Source organism: Chthoniobacter flavus Ellin428, assembly GCF_000173075.1.
Taxonomy (GTDB): Bacteria; Verrucomicrobiota; Verrucomicrobiia; order Chthoniobacterales; family Chthoniobacteraceae; genus Chthoniobacter; species Chthoniobacter flavus.
Genome location: NZ_ABVL01000005.1, coordinates 49384 through 63077 on the forward strand (window position 1 = coordinate 49384; position 13694 = coordinate 63077).

A 13694-nucleotide genomic window follows, 5' to 3' on the forward strand; every position below is an offset into this window, starting at 1 on the left:
CAACGCGAATTTGGATTATGAAAATACTCACGCTCTCCATCCTTTCCTTAACCGCCGTGTGCGTGACTGCCGGTGCGCAGAACGCTTCCGCCCCGGCCGGTTCCACGGTGCAGGCCGACAAGCAGTTTTTGCAGCAACTGGAACACACGGATCCAGTGGGACAGAGTCCGGTGCAAGGCGCGGACGCGCCAGCCGCCCCTCCGACCAAAAATGAAACGCCGTCCAAGCCGGCCCCTGTAGCGGAGAAGACCGTGCCCGCGCGGCGGACGAACGATTCCGCGCCGCTAAAGACGGCGGATCGTCCGGCCACCACATCCGTTGCCCAGGAAAGGCCGCAGACCGAAATCCGGCCGGAAAAGAAATCGAGGAGGAATGTGAATGGGAGAGCGACGGCGTCGACAACCGAAAGGGTTGACCCTGCGGAGGAGACGGCGGAAACCCGGCCGGTGGAAAAGAGGTCGAGAAAGGACGTGAACCCGAAGGTCACAACGGCCACTACCGAACAGGTGACACCGACCGCCCCTAACAACCAGGAGACCGTCGACCCGCAGCCGAGAAGGGTGATTCGCGAGAGGACTTCGAGGAACATCGCGCCCGATCCGTTTTACGACAACGGCGGCCCCGCCCCGGTCAGGACGGAAACGCGATCTTCAAGGACATATGCGGGTGCGCAGCCGGCTCCCGCGGAAGTGGCGACGGGGCCGCAAAAAACGGTGACGGTCACGAAGACGATCACGACAATGCCCGCTCCTCAACCGCCCCCGCGTGAACATGATGACGAGAACGGATTTTTCCATCGTCTCTTCCATCCCAAGGATCGCGCGGGCGACTAATTCCTAGGGTCGCTTTCATCGAAGTGGAGGCGGGGTGGGTTGGATTGCACAAAAGCGCCTGAGAAATCGGCGCGAGTGGGGTTGAAAGAGATATAAACACGCGTCTCCACGCGTTGCCCCCCCAGAGAAAACCCACCTCTTTCCATGAAGCCCTCCGATTTATCCGGCTTGCCTCTGACCCGGCGGCAGATGCTCAAGGCTGGGGGTATGGGCCTGGCCGGGTTGGGTTGGAATCCGCTGGCGGCGCTGAGTGCCCTGGCTCCGCCGGTGACGCGCATCGGGCCTGGCAAGGCGAAGTCAGTCATTCTCATCTTCAATGGCGGCGCGCCGAGCCACATCGACTTGTGGGACCCGAAACCCGACGCCACAGCGGAGGTGCGCGGCATTTTCTCGCCGATCAAAACAGACGTGCCCGGCATTCACATTTCCGAGCTCCTGCCGAACATGGCGAAGCGCATGAGAAAGGTCGCGCTGGTGCGCTCCGTGCATCACGAGCACACGAGCCACAATAGCGGCATGTATTGGGCCACGGCCGGCCGGCCTTACCGGATCGACAGTACGCTCATCAACCCCAGCCGCACGGACCTTCCCGGCGTCGGCACGCTCGTGGGCTGGCTGGCGCAACGCGATGGCTTTAGCCGCGGGGTGCCGCCCTATGTCATCACGCCTTTCCCGCATTGCGACAGCTCGGCTTACATCACCCCGGGCCAATTTGGCGGCTGTCTCGGCGCGCGCTTCGATCCTTTCGTGCTCAACGCGGATCCCAACGCCAAAGACTTCAAGGTGCGGAACCTGGCGCTCGATTCGAGTTTGAGCGCGGACCGGTTGGAAGATCGCCTTGGCTTGTTGCACGAGCTCGGAGAACACTCCGCGCCGCTCGTTTCACCACAGATGGCTGAGCTTGATATTTTCACGCAGCAGGCGGCTTCGATTTTGCAATCGGGCAAAGCCGCGGAGGCCTTCGATCTTTCCAAGGAGCCGGATTCGGTTCGCGAACGTTACGGGCGGCATAGCTGGGGACAGTCGCATCTGCTGGCGCGCCGGTTGGTGGAGGCGGGGACGCGCTTCGTTACGACGGTGAATGGCCCGAGCATCCGCTGGGATACGCACAAGGACAATTTCAACACGCTCAAGGGCAAGCTCGTGCCGCCCATGGAACAGGCCTTCGCCGCGCTGCTCGACGATCTCGACGAGCGCGGTTTGCTGGACACGACGCTGTTGGTGTGGATGGGCGAATTTGGCCGCACGCCGAAGATCAATGTCGATGCCGGGCGCGACCATTGGCCGGGCTGTTACACCGTGTTGCTCGCCGGTGGCGGCATTCGTGGCGGCCAGGTAGTCGGCGCTTCCGATAGCATCGGCGCGTATCCGAAGGATCGCCCGACGACTCCGGCCGAGATCCACGCCACGATGTACGCGGCGCTCGGCTACGACGTCCACAGCATTAGTTATCAGTCGAGCGATGGCCGCCCCATTGCGCTGACGGAAGGCGCGCCGATCAACGAGCTGTTTTGAGACGGTTGGCAGGAATAGTGGCAGCGGCATCCTGTTGCTGATCGAACAATGCGCAACGGCAGGATGCCGCTGTCACTCTCTCTGCTAACGGCTACGGCGCGCTTCCCTCCAGTCTCAGCGCGCTTTCAAATCGAAGCCCTGAGGAAGGTCCGTGTTCAGGACGATGCCGATACCCTGGCCATTCTCCGGGGCAGCCACGAATTCGCGCCAAGGCATGAAGGTCTTCAACAAGCGCCACAGGTAATGCACTTCCACCTTGGGCAACTTGGCCGCCTTGGCGATGTCGTGAAAAATGATCGGCGCCTGCTCCTTCATGAGCGGCTGATAGTTCCGGAAGTCAGCGAGCACGCCGTCGAAAGCATGGTCTCCGTCGAGGAAGAGCGCCTCGATCGGCGCCCCGTCGAGCAACCGGGCGACCTCCGTTGCGGTCTCGGGTAGCGAAGAGTCACGCTCCACGAGATGTACCGTGAAACCATCCGCGCGCAGGCGCTCCGCGATGCGCTGCTTGCGCGCGCCGCTGTCCTTGCGCCCCCACGCCATGCCCGGCAGATCCACGGAGATGATCGTGGAGCCCGGCGGCAGGATGCGTGAAAGCATGAACAACGATCCGCCTTCGCGCGTGCCGACCTCCACGAGATTGCGCAGTTGCAGCTTCTCCACAAATTGCATGAGCGGCTGGAACTCTTTGCTATGTTGCGGCAGCTCGACTTCCATGCGGCGCAGTTCGTCCCAATACGCATGGTAATTCCAGGAAGGGATCGTTTCGGCGATTTCGGGGGTCATGTGGAAAGTCGACAATTCCAACGCACTTGGTGCGCAGCAGAAAAGCATGCTGCTCCGCGAGCGTCGATTGCTTCCTGCGGTTGATTGACGATGGGCTCAGCCCTCGTCTGAATTGGCGCTGCCGGCAGCGACGCCCACCGCCGTGGCCATGCGCAACGGCACGTGCGGGATGGGGGAATCGTGATCGAGGTATTCGCCGCAGATGCGGAAGAAATCCGCCTTGGTTATCACGCGGCGGATGGAGTGCTGAAATTGCCCCGTCGGCTCCACGCCGTCGCTGATGTAGGTGAGATACTTCTTCATCTTCTGCACCTGCGAGGTTTCGCGCACCTGTGGGTCGCAAACGGCCTCGTAGAGCGCCTGAATGTATTCGAGCACTTCGCGGCCGGTCGGCTGGTAAATTGGTTCGCTGCGGCGATGCTGGCGGATCTGCTGGAAAATCCAGGGATTGCGGATCGCCGCGCGGCCGATCATGAGGCCGCGCGCCCCGGTCAAATTGAGCACCTCCTCCGCGCTGTGCACCGACGAGACGTTGCCATTCGCCACCACCGGACAGGGCATGGCGGCGACGGCGCGGGCGATGTATTCGTAGTGCACTTCGCTGCGATACATCTCCTTCACCGTGCGCCCGTGCACGGTCAGCAGGTCGAGCGAATGACGCGCATAGATCGGCAACATCTGCTCGAAAACGGACGGATCATCGAAGCCGATGCGCGTCTTCACCGTGAAGGGAATGGTGACCGCCTCGCGCAGGGCGCCGAGAATGGAATCGACGCGCTCCGGGTCGCGTAAGAGGCCGCCACCGGCGCACTTGCGATAAACCACCGGCACCGGGCAGCCGAGATTCAGGTCGATGGCGGCGACGGGATGCTGCTCCAGTTCCTTTGCCGCGCGCACGAGACTGGGGATGTCGTTGCCCATCATCTGCGCGACCACGGGACGCCCGGTGGGATTCTTCGTGATGGAAGCGAGGATGTCGGGATCGAGCCGCGAGTCCGGATGGACGCGGAAATATTCCGTCACGCACAAATCCGCCCCGCCGTAGCGCGTTAGGAGCTGCCAGAAGGGCAGATCCGTGACGTCCTGCATGGGCGCGAGAAGGAGCAGTGGGTCGCCGCTCTGGAGCAGAGTGTGAAGTGCAGTATGCGGGTTCAAACCCTCCACCTTTCGGCAGATACCAGAAACGGGCGACTCTTATTTTCGTTGCCATCTCCTTTCGGTATCCCTGCGAGGGAAAGAAGAGCCCGCGAATCACACAAATGACACGAATGAAACCTTCTTCATTCGCGTTATCTGAGTGATCCGCGGGCTTCTTCGCTGTCTTTGATCGATGCGGGCAGGATCCGATTGCGGTCTGCCGCTACCGTGCTGGAGCGCGCCGCGTTTAGCGGGGCTTCTGCTGTGCGGCGCGATGCTTCGCGTCCGGCGTAATCTCCGCTTTACCGATCAAGGTCGCGCCTTCGTCCATCGCGAGGCGATTGGTCGTGAGGCTGCCGACGAGCGAAGCCGAACCCTTGAGTTCGCAGCGGCCGGTGACCAACACATCACCCTGCACCGTGCCGTGCAAAACGAGCGAAGCGGCCTGAATGTTGCCATTGATCTTGGCTTTCGGGCCAATGATCAGGACCTCGCCGATGATGTCACCGCCGTGCAACTGGCCGTCGAAGCTGAGTTCGCCGGTGAAGGTGAGCGTGCCGGTGATTTCGACATCGCTGAGAATGGTGCTGGAGCGGAGGCTAGGTGGGTTTCATGAAAAGGGCCTCAATTGTACTGGTGTTGCGCCATTGGGCCGAGTTGGAATTTTTTGACGAAATTGCAGCCGATTTGCGGAACTCGCTCGCGCCTCTTTAGAGGCTGCGCGGAACTACGGTTGTGTTCGCCCTGAACTTCCTAGGGCGTCGCGACAAGATGATGACCCGAGTCATCTTTTTGGTCGGATTGGGGGCGGAAACACGTGTGCCAACCATCCTTGAAAGAGTGGTCTTTACGGTGGCGTGAATCCTGTCTCCTTGCGCAAAGAGGCATTCCTTCGAACCCCAAAAGGCACCCGCTGCCCGGCCCGGGATGCGAACTTCTTTAGAGTCATGAAAACCACGGCACATGTTGATGAATTTGTTCACGGCCGAGTGCTGGATGTGAACCTGCATGGCAAGCTGAGCCGATCCGATTTCGACCACATCGTGCCCGAGACGGAGCGCCTGATTCAGAAATACGGGAAGATCCGGATCCTGGTGATCCTGCACGATTTCGACGGTTGGGACTTGGGAGCGACGTGGGAGGAAATCAAGTGGGAGGCGAAGCATTTCAATCATGTCGATCGCATCGCCATCGTCGGCGACGAGCGATGGCACAAGCGGATGGCCAGCCTGTGCGGTTCCTTTACCACGGCGCGGGTGCACTATTTCGCGCTCGATGCCCTCGATGCGGCTTACCAATGGGTGGACGCGTAGTGGCAGCGGCATCCCTGCCGCTGATCGTGAAACGCAAAGCGGCAGGATGCCGCCACTCTGCTTGCCATCGGCCGCTGCCTCACGCCGGCTTGCGCCGGATCATTACGATCAAATAGATCCCAATCGCGATGTTCACGAGGAGAATGACGACCTTCAGCGCGGTGAAATGTTTCGCGAGTTCGTAGATCTCCAGGGGCACGAGTGAGAACGTGATGATCGTCGTCAGGTATTCGGCCCAGCGCTGCTTGAACAACAAGCCGGTGCCCTCGACCATGAAAACGGCTCCGTAGGTGAAGGTGAGACTGCTGAGTCGTTTCAATGTGCGGTCGTCGATGAGCCCGGCCCGGTGCAGGAGTGACGTGATGTAACGATTGCCGGGATCGAAGTGCAGCTCTCGAATCCAGTGGCTCATCGTCGCCTCGAGGTCGTGATTCACGGCCTTCAAGAGTCCCGTCGCCAGGACGACGAGCATGATTCCTTGCAGGAGCTTGTACGTGCCGATCCAGAGGAGACTGGCTTCACCGCGACGCGCTGTGGGACTCATGAATTTTCCAATCCCTACGGCTTTTTCGCCGCGCCGCCAATCGCTCCGAGCGGGCTGTTATCGTCGACGGTGACGGGCACCCCCGGCTTCACCATCCCGGCGAGTTTCACCACGTCCCAATTCGCCAGTCGAATGCAGCCGTGGCTCGCGTTGCGCCCGATCGAGTCGGGATCGTTCGTCCCGTGAATGCCGATGCCTTTTTTGTTCAACGCGATCCAGAGCACGCCGACGGGATTGTTCGGTCCGGGCGGCAGAAGGTTGGCGTGCGAACTGCGTTCGCCCTTCTTCAGCATGAGTGGGTCGTAGCGGAAGGTCGGCATTTTGGCGACCGCCTTGACCGTCCAGTGGCCGATGGGCGAAGCGGTTTGTTGCGAACCCACGGTGACGGGAAAGGCCGCGGCTACTTTGTCGTCGACGAGCACTTCGAGCATCTCGTCCTTTACACCCACGTGCAGCGAAAGCTTGGCTTCGGCGCCTGACTTTTCGGCCTTCTCGTTGCTCGGCGTGGCATTGTCCTCGCCGAGTTCGTTGGCGATCACCGCCTTTTCCTCCGCGCCGGGTTGGATGCCTTTCACCGCGCTGAGTTCGAACGGCTTCACATTTGGCACGGTGACTTGATCGCCCGCTTTCAGCTTATCCGTCTTCCTGGGATTCAGTTCCTTGAAGAACTGCAGCGCGCAATGGAATTTCTCCGCCACGCCTTCGGCCACGGTGGCGTAGGGCAGGCGCTTCACTTTCGCCTCGGCGACTGGGCCGCTGGGCAGTTCGCCGACATTGGCCAGGTCGTCCGCGGTAACGGTGTAGGTCGTGAAAACTGGGTCGACGCCGGAGAGGTCGAGCCCGGTCGTGTCCAACGGCGCTTTGGGATTCGCCGGCGTTGATGACTCTGGCAGTCCCTTGGCCTGACGGTAGAGTGTCAGCGCCTTCTTTGTGAACTCGCCCTGCTGGCCGTCGATTTTGCCCGGGCCGAAGTTCGCGTTATCGAGGAAAATTTGCAGCCGCGTGTTCTGCTCGAGTTGCTGGTGGTTTGGCTTGGGTGTCGCGGCGTGGACGCTTATCGCCACACCCAACGCCATCGTGAAAACAGCGCGCAAATAGGCTTTCATACCTATGAAAATCGCAGGCGCACGGGCTGATAGCCGTGTCGCGGCGCGATTGCCGTCGACGCGCCCTTTATTCCTGCGGCTTGGATTCCACGACCTTCTGCGCGGCGGCGATGTAGGCCACGATGCGGGCCTGCTGCGCGCTATCGATCCGTGCCCGGCCGGACATATTGCCGACCATGCGCTCCCAACTGGACATCGAGCGCGAGTCGAGCAGGTCGAGATCGTGGCATTCGGTGCAGCGATTCGTGTAAAGGCTGTGGCCCTCGGCCAACTCCTTCGCATCGCCGCCCTTCACGACCGCCATGAAGGCCGCGTCCACCGGCGGCGCGGTCTGCGACTCGAAGGCTTCTCCCATGTCCTTTTTCAATGACAAAAGCTTGGGATAATCGGCGCAAAGCTTCAGGCCCATCTCCAGGGCGGTGAGGGCGTGTGGCGTGCCTTTCGGGAAACGGCGCATCCGTTCCGCGTCTTCGTATTTTTGTCCGGCCTCTTCGACGTCTTTTTGCACTTTGGTCTGGAAGGCCTTGAGGTCCGGGCGATTGGGTTCGGCCTGGAGACCGAGGTCGATTTCCTCGGTGGCATTCATGAGGCACCGCATGGCGATAGCCTGGCGGGTGCGCGCGACGGCGCGGGTGCTCGTCGCGACCTTTGGCTCCAGCGCTGCGCGATCCAGCTTCGTGGCCGGCGCGGTGGTACCGCCGAGTCGATCGGTCCCCTGGTCGACGGCGAGTGCGAGGGAAAGGTAGCCGAGCTTCTCCAATTGTGCCGCCGTTTCGCGCAGGACTCCGAGCGCGGCGGCATTGCGCGAGGCGATGGCGCCTTGCAGCCGCGGAGCGAGGGCCAGGACGAGCGCCTTGTATTTTTCATCCTGCGCCGCGCGGGAGAGGAGCGGGCGCATGATGTCGTAGCGCTGATCGCGAAATGCTTCGATGCTGCCCAGGAGATCGAGCCAGCCATCGTGCGGTGCTTCTTCGACCGCATCGGCCGGGATGGTCACGGCAACGGGTGCGCCGTCCTTCTTATAGAAAGGCACGAAGACCAGGCCGCGGGCGAGATCCTCATGGATGACGGGGAATTCCTGCCCCTTGGCGGCGCCGACGAAATTCTTGCCTTCGAACTGGAGCATTTCGCCGCGGGAAACGCGCACGAGTTCGCCCGGCGCGAAGACGGCAGGGGCCGCCGTCGCGCTCACTTGGAGCAGGGCGAGGCTGGCGGGGAGGAGGAATCGGCGGACCATGGGAGGTGGAGAAGGGTTAGAATGAAATGCTCCGTCACGCAAGTGTAGGTCGAGGCCGTCTCAAATGCGGAATTTGGAATGCGGAATGCGGAATGGGTGCGCCGTATTCCGCATTCCGCACTCCGCATTCCGAATTTCTCCCTTGGAGTATCCTCAGCGATGGGGGCTCTGAGTAATGAGGAAGATCGCGGCCAACAGCAGCAGCGAGCCGCCGAGGCGGCGCAGCATGACCGCGCGGCCGTGTCCACGCTCGGCATTGCCAAACCAACTGCCAATGGTCCAGACGAGCACCACGCTCCAGAGGCCGCGGGAGTTGTAGAGCACGTTGGTCGAAGTCGCGCCGATGGTGATGATCGACCACGCGACGCCACAGGCCTGCACGGCGAGCATGCCGCCGCCGGCGGCCATCCAGCGCCAGCTTTCCGCCGGGACGGCGCGCCGGTCGCCGCGCAAGACGGGCAACAGCGTGAACGAGCATACGCCCACGGTGAGGAAGAACGTGGCGATGTAATGTGAGAAGCCCCAATCACGAACCCAATGCTGCTGGGTAATGTCGGTGACCGCGTAAAATGCCGCGGCGCTGAAGCCGTAGACGAGGCTGCGGAAGATCGCTTCCTTATCCGCATGCGGATGGCCGAGACCGAGCAGCAGTGTCGCGCACGCAGTAAGAAAAACCGCGAGCCACGTCGACGCGCCGATGTGTTCGGTGCCGAGTGCGGCACTGAAAAGGGCCACGAAGACGACTTTCGAGCCGAGCACTGGGGTAGCCACCGAGACATCGCCACGGCTCAGGGCGAGAAAGGTGAAAATTTGTCCGCCGAAGAAGATGGCGCCGGAGATGATCGCATGGGTCAGGTTGGTGGCGCTCACCGCGTGCGCGGTCGGCACGAACCAGAGCAGGGAAAAGAGCGTGGCCTGCACCCAGTTGGTGGTGAAATTCACCCGCCATGGTCCAGCGCCCTCGGTGCCGCGCTTGAGCATGATCGCGGCAAAAGCATATCCCAGCGCTGAACCGAGCGGTACGAGCATGGGGGAGGCGATGGACATTCCGCGCGGACGCTGCGGAAGAAGCCCTTCCGGTGCAAGGCGGAATCACCGTGCAAAGAACTGCTCGTGCAAGGCGATGCAGAGATAATACACGCCGCAGAACGAAATGAGCAGGGAACCGAAGCGCATGGCGGGACGGGTAAAGCGCTCGTGCAATTGCTGGCGCCCAGCCGCGAGGACGCCGAACAGGGGCAGCACCACGACCTGATGTCCGGTCTCCACGCCGAGGCTGAAAGCGACGAGGGCGACCCAGATGCCGATGTGGGGCAGGCCGGCCATGGCGTCGAGCAAGCCTCCGGCGAAGCCCAACCCATGGACGAGACCGAAGCCGAACGCCACGGCGAGGCGCATCCGCGAATGTGCGTGGCGTGGCCGGACCACATTTTCCAAGGCGACAAAGATGATGCTGAGCGCAATGACGGGCTCCACGATCCACGGCGGAAGGCGGAGGATATTGAACACCGAGAGCGTGAGGGTGATCGTGTGAGCCACGGTGAAGGCCGCGATGACCTTGACCATTTCCCAAAAATTCAGCGTGGCGATGACTAACGCCGCAACGAAGAGCAGGTGATCCCAGCCGGTGAGAATGTGCATCACGCCCTGCCAGAAGTAGTCGCGGAAGGTGCGCCATTTCCCGGCCTCCGGCGTTGGTGTAGCTTGCGGCGACGCGGTTCCCCAGCCGGTGAAAAAATCCGTGGGCTGGCGACGGAGCAGCAGCGCGGTGGTGATTTCCGTGGAGTCCGAGCGCTTCAGGCGGACGAGGTAATTGACATCCCACGGCGTGCCGACGGCATACGACCACTCGCGCAGCATGTCTTCGGTAATGGTGATCTTTGGGGACGGCGGCCCCGGGAAGGGGTATTCCAATTCGTATTGGTAGTAGGTCTTCTCCGGTTCGGAAACTTCCGGGGGCGGGGTGACCTGCAGAATCTTTCCGGTCAGCGTCTGGCCGTTTGCCGTGACATGCAGATGTTGCAGAATGTAATCGCGATCTTTCTCCGCCGCCGCGGCGACGGCGGCGTCATCGAAGTGGTCCCCTTTCGCAGTGAGGCCTTGGGCTACGGTGATCTCGCGCACGGAAACATTCACCGCCAGGTGGACCTGCGTCGGCTCGAATTGCACCCACATCGCGTTCTGGAGAAGCGGATGGGCGCTCGCGGCGCATGCTCCCAGCAGCAGCGCAAAAAGAGCGAAGAGCAGCTGACGCATCTTATCGAGGGACGATCGCCAGATAGTTGCGCACGCTCTTCCATTCCCGCGCATAGAACGGTGGCGTGCCGCGCACCCACAGTGCCGTGCTGGTGCCGCCATCGAGATTCATCGCGCGAATGATTTTGCCCTCCGGAAAGATGGACGATGTGGCGAGCAGATCCGCCATGCCGGCAAGGGTGGTGCTCTTGCAGATCAGGAATCCGCAACGTCCTTTGGCATTTTGAAACACCACCGTCCGCGCGGCTTCCTTGGTGGCTTCGAGACCGGGGATCGGCTTTTCCTTCTCTATGAGGAATGGGCCGGCCTGCAGCGCCTCGCGCACCGCCGATGAGCCTTTGAAAGCGCCGGTCCGCTGAAGGGTGATCGTCGTGGGCATCACACTCAGCACGCCGCTGAGCAACTTCGCGCGTTCGAGTGGATGAATCTCCACCCCTTGCCGCACGACGAGTCCGAGCGGGGTCCGATCTGGATGAAAGTAACCGCCGTTGACTCCCGCCAGCGCGCCGCGCTTCTCCGAAGCCGTGCCGAGATCGAAAGCGCCGGTTGGATTGTCCATCACGGCAAAGGCACAGGCTTTCGGATTAAATGTCACGACCCAGAGCGTCACATCACCAGCGTCGCCTTGCACGTGGCGTTCCGTGAACTCGAGTTCCGTCGGCGCGGGGCGATCCGCGCTCTCCTTCAGCACCCACGCGGCGGAGGCCAACTGCGTGGTCAATGCGAGGACGAGCAGACAAACGAAGAAGCGATACATGCGTCGCTTTTACTTCACCCCGGTCGCGAGCACCGTCTGAAAATGCGGCGGCTGCGCTTCGCGTGAGACGATCTGGACCTCGATCTCGTGAAACCCGGCCTCCTCCAGGAACTGTTGCAAATCCGCTTCGCTGAAGCCGAGCCAGCGATCCGCGTAGAGCTCGCGCGCTTCTTCAAACTGATGTGCGAGCAAATCCAGCACCGCGATGCGTCCGCCTTTTTTCAAAATGTGATGCGCAGCCGTGATGGCCCGCTGCGGATTGGGCGCGTGATGCAGCGCCTGACTGAGTAGCGCGAGATCCACGCTGTTCGCCGGAATCGGCGGCTCTTCCATTTCGCCGAGGCGATATTCGAGATTCTTAAACCCGTGCTTCTTCGCCAATCCCGAGCCGAACTCGACCATCTTCTCCGAGTTGTCGACGGCGATCACTTTCTTCGCCCGCTTGGCGAGCAACTGCGAAAGCGTGCCTTCCCCCGCGCCGAGATCGGCGATGACCATCGACGGCACGAGCGTGAAGAGCATGTGTGCGACGCCGTCCCAAGTGCGCCCCGGGCAATAGGCGCGGCCAAATTTTCCCGCGAGTTGGTTGAAATACTCGCGCGCCTTGTCGTCGCGTTTCTTCAGCGCCACTTTCAGCGCGACCTGGTCGCGCGCGGCCTCGGGCAGTTCCCTGGCGGCAGCTTCGATAATCGAGTGCAACTCCGCGTGCGCGCCGCTGTCGACCAGCGCGTAGTAGATATTCTTGCCTGCGCGCCGATCGCGCACCAAGCCGGCCTGCCGCAATTGCGCGAGGTGGCTGGAAATGCGTGATTGGCCCATCCCGAGCACCTCCTGAATTTCGACCACCGAGAGCTCCTCCTTGCGCAGCAAAAGCAGCAGGCGCAGACGTGTTTCGTCAGCAAGAAGGCGCAGGGATTTAACGATTGACACCATGCGGATGCGGGCTAAACATATCACCGCATCATGATTGGTCAATACGTTGTTTGACCTTTCGTTTCGAATCCACCAAACCATATTTCGCGAATGTCCCGTCGTTTTATTTTTTCCTCCGAGTCCGTCGGTGAAGGCCACCCCGACAAAGTCTGTGACACCATTTCCGATGCCGTGCTCGACGCCTGCCTGCGCGTGGACAAGCACAGCCGTGTCGCTTGCGAGACCTACGCCAAGAGCAATATCGTCATCGTCGGCGGTGAAATCACCACCAAGGCGAAGCTCGATTACGTGCAGATCGTGCGCGATGCCGTGCGCGAGATTGGCTATGTGAATGACGACGACGTCTTTCACGCGGATCGCATTTTCGTGCAGAACATCATCACCGCGCAGTCGCCCGACATCGCCCAGGGCGTGGACGCCGCGGAAGCCGAAGGCAAGGGCCACGCCGAACAGGGCGCTGGCGACCAGGGCCTGATGTTCGGTTACGCCTGCAACGAGACGCCGGAACTGATGCCGGCGCCGATCATGTTCGCCCATCGTCTCGGCCGTGCGTTGACCCGCATCCGCAAGAGCGGCCAGGTCGGCTGGCTGCGCCCGGACGCGAAGTCGCAGGTTTCGGTTATTTACGACGGCAACGATGTCGTCGGCATTTCGAACGTGGTCATTTCCACGCAGCACGCGGCGGACGTGAAGCACAAGGAAATCCGCGACTTCCTCATCAGCGAAGTCATTCGCAAGGAACTGCCGGCGGAATTGATTACTGACAAGACGGAGTTTCTCATCAACCCCACCGGCCGTTTCGTCGTCGGTGGACCGCAGGGCGACACCGGCCTCACCGGCCGCAAGATCATCGTCGATACCTACGGCGGCATGGGACGCCATGGTGGTGGCGCCTTCTCCGGCAAGGACCCGTCGAAGGTCGACCGCAGCGCGGCCTACATGGGCCGCTGGGTGGCGAAGAACGTCGTCGCCGCCGGCCTGGCCACGAGCTGCGAAGTGCAGTTCGCCTACGCCATCGGCCATCCCGATCCGGTCAGCATTCACATCGATACCTTCGGCACCGCGAAGGTCGACGAGGAAAAGATCGAGAAAGGTGTCCGTGAAGTCTTCTCGTTCAAGCCGGGCCGTATCGTCGAGCAACTCAACCTGCTGCGCCCGATCTACGGCAAGACCACGAACTACGGCCACTTTGGCAAGGACGACCCGGAGATCACCTGGGAACGGACGGACAAGGTCGAGGCCCTGAAGGCGGCGGTGAAGTAATCACCGCCGAGTCTCCA

At 61.6% G+C, this 13694-nt stretch carries 14 protein-coding genes; 4 read left to right on the forward strand and 10 right to left on the reverse strand.

What is annotated here, in order from left to right; genetic code table 11:
- Positions 1-17: 17 nt before the first annotated feature.
- Complete coding sequence (locus CFE428DRAFT_RS09985) at positions 18-833, forward strand: hypothetical protein (protein ID WP_006979400.1); 816 nt, start codon at positions 18-20, stop codon at positions 831-833.
- Between the two features lie 144 nt (positions 834-977).
- Entirely contained in the window at positions 978-2348 is a 1371-nt protein-coding gene (locus CFE428DRAFT_RS09990) for a DUF1501 domain-containing protein (protein ID WP_006979401.1), read from the forward strand.
- Between the two features lie 114 nt (positions 2349-2462).
- Here the strand turns inward: CFE428DRAFT_RS09990 and CFE428DRAFT_RS09995 are convergent, their stop codons facing one another.
- The 3 genes from CFE428DRAFT_RS09995 to CFE428DRAFT_RS10005 all read right to left on the reverse strand — a co-directional run bounded on the left by CFE428DRAFT_RS09995 (position 2463) and on the right by CFE428DRAFT_RS10005 (position 4851).
- Positions 2463-3131, reverse strand: a complete 669-nt coding sequence (locus CFE428DRAFT_RS09995) for a class I SAM-dependent methyltransferase (protein ID WP_006979402.1) — start codon at positions 3129-3131, stop codon at positions 2463-2465.
- 96 nt (positions 3132-3227) lie between these two features.
- Positions 3228-4286 (reverse strand): tRNA dihydrouridine synthase, encoded by a 1059-nt coding sequence (locus CFE428DRAFT_RS10000; RefSeq protein ID WP_207910694.1) that lies wholly within the window; start codon positions 4284-4286, stop codon positions 3228-3230.
- Between the two features lie 229 nt (positions 4287-4515).
- A complete protein-coding gene (locus tag CFE428DRAFT_RS10005) occupies positions 4516-4851 on the reverse strand; it encodes a bactofilin family protein (protein WP_042724751.1) in 336 nt (111 codons plus the stop codon).
- Between the two features lie 364 nt (positions 4852-5215).
- Here CFE428DRAFT_RS10005 and CFE428DRAFT_RS10010 point away from each other — a divergent pair, with 364 nt between their 5' ends.
- Positions 5216-5581, forward strand: a complete 366-nt coding sequence (locus CFE428DRAFT_RS10010) for a SpoIIAA family protein (protein WP_006979405.1) — start codon at positions 5216-5218, stop codon at positions 5579-5581.
- 79 nt (positions 5582-5660) lie between these two features.
- Here the strand turns inward: CFE428DRAFT_RS10010 and CFE428DRAFT_RS10015 are convergent, their stop codons facing one another.
- From CFE428DRAFT_RS10015 to CFE428DRAFT_RS10045, 7 genes are all read right to left on the reverse strand, one after another.
- Positions 5661-6125 (reverse strand): DUF2127 domain-containing protein, encoded by a 465-nt coding sequence (locus tag CFE428DRAFT_RS10015; protein WP_006979406.1) that lies wholly within the window; start codon positions 6123-6125, stop codon positions 5661-5663.
- A 14-nt stretch (positions 6126-6139) separates the two neighbouring features.
- Positions 6140-7231 (reverse strand): L,D-transpeptidase family protein, encoded by a 1092-nt coding sequence (locus tag CFE428DRAFT_RS10020; RefSeq protein ID WP_006979407.1) that lies wholly within the window; start codon positions 7229-7231, stop codon positions 6140-6142.
- 67 nt (positions 7232-7298) lie between these two features.
- Positions 7299-8468, reverse strand: a complete 1170-nt coding sequence (locus CFE428DRAFT_RS37165; protein WP_006979408.1) for a hypothetical protein — start codon at positions 8466-8468, stop codon at positions 7299-7301.
- Positions 8469-8621: 153 nt separating this feature from the next.
- The gene (locus CFE428DRAFT_RS10030) at positions 8622-9515 is read right to left on the reverse strand and encodes an EamA family transporter (RefSeq protein ID WP_006979409.1); all 894 of its coding nucleotides are present in this window, start codon (positions 9513-9515) and stop codon (positions 8622-8624) included.
- 45 nt (positions 9516-9560) lie between these two features.
- Complete coding sequence (locus tag CFE428DRAFT_RS33360; RefSeq protein ID WP_006979410.1) at positions 9561-10724, reverse strand: HupE/UreJ family protein; 1164 nt, start codon at positions 10722-10724, stop codon at positions 9561-9563.
- Between the two features lies 1 nt (position 10725).
- Positions 10726-11481 (reverse strand): phosphodiester glycosidase family protein, encoded by a 756-nt coding sequence (locus tag CFE428DRAFT_RS10040; protein WP_006979411.1) that lies wholly within the window; start codon positions 11479-11481, stop codon positions 10726-10728.
- Positions 11482-11490: 9 nt separating this feature from the next.
- The gene (locus tag CFE428DRAFT_RS10045; protein ID WP_006979412.1) at positions 11491-12414 is read right to left on the reverse strand and encodes an ArsR/SmtB family transcription factor; all 924 of its coding nucleotides are present in this window, start codon (positions 12412-12414) and stop codon (positions 11491-11493) included.
- A gap of 90 nt (positions 12415-12504) precedes the next feature.
- Here CFE428DRAFT_RS10045 and metK point away from each other — a divergent pair, with 90 nt between their 5' ends.
- Positions 12505-13677, forward strand: coding sequence for a methionine adenosyltransferase (gene metK / locus CFE428DRAFT_RS10050; RefSeq protein WP_006979413.1), 1173 nt, complete (start codon positions 12505-12507; stop codon positions 13675-13677).
- Positions 13678-13694 lie beyond the last annotated feature (17 nt).